Annotated in this window: 1 protein-coding gene and 1 pseudogene; both read right to left on the reverse strand. The window is 68.6% G+C overall.

The window, feature by feature from the left end; all coding sequences use genetic code 11:
• A pseudogene (locus tag AKN83_RS38025) lies at positions 1 to 343 on the reverse strand (chemotaxis protein CheW); the annotation flags it as partial.
• Positions 344 to 365: 22 nt separating this feature from the next.
• Positions 366 to 665 (reverse strand): response regulator (locus AKN83_RS38030; protein WP_157113771.1); only part of this gene is annotated, 300 nt, incomplete at its 5' end.

A 665-nucleotide genomic window follows, 5' to 3' on the forward strand; every position in this document is an offset into this window, starting at 1 on the left:
CGGCCGTCGTCGGGCAGCCGCAACACCTCGCCGATCTGGTGATCTGGTCGATCAAAAGGCCATAAGATTCGCCGCGCTGGTCGACGCCGACCGCCATCGGCAACTGGCCGTCGTCGGCCTTCGGCAGCCCGAGCCGGGCGCGCATGTCGACCACGGTGACGATGCGGCCGCGCAGGTTGAGCACGCCGGCGATCTCGCTGGAGGCCAGCGGCACCCGCGTCAGCCGCTCCGGCATGAACACGTCCTGCACCCGCGAGATCGGCAGCCCAAACAGCTGCCCGCCGATCACGGCGGTGACGTATTCGGCCATCGCGCCCTCACTGGTCTCGGTCTTGCTGGTCATCGATTGGTTTCCTTGCATCCGCTCAGGCCGCGCGGCGCAGTTCGGCGGTCTGCTCTTTCAGCGCCGCGATCAGCCCGGGACGGTCGAACTTGGCGACATAGTCGTGGAAGCCGGCCTGCCGGCCGCGCTCGATCGCCGCCGGCGACACCATCGCCGACAGCGCGATGATCGGCAGCCCGACCAGGTTGTGGTCGCTGCGGATGTTCTCGGCGAACTCGAAGCCGTTCATCTCGGGCATCTCGATGTCGGTCAGCACGACGTCGAACGCCTGCCCCGAGCGCAGCGCCGCGAGCCCTTCCTGGGCATTCGGTGCGGTCCGCAC

The organism is Bradyrhizobium embrapense, assembly GCF_001189235.2.
Taxonomy (GTDB): Bacteria; Pseudomonadota; Alphaproteobacteria; order Rhizobiales; family Xanthobacteraceae; genus Bradyrhizobium; species Bradyrhizobium embrapense.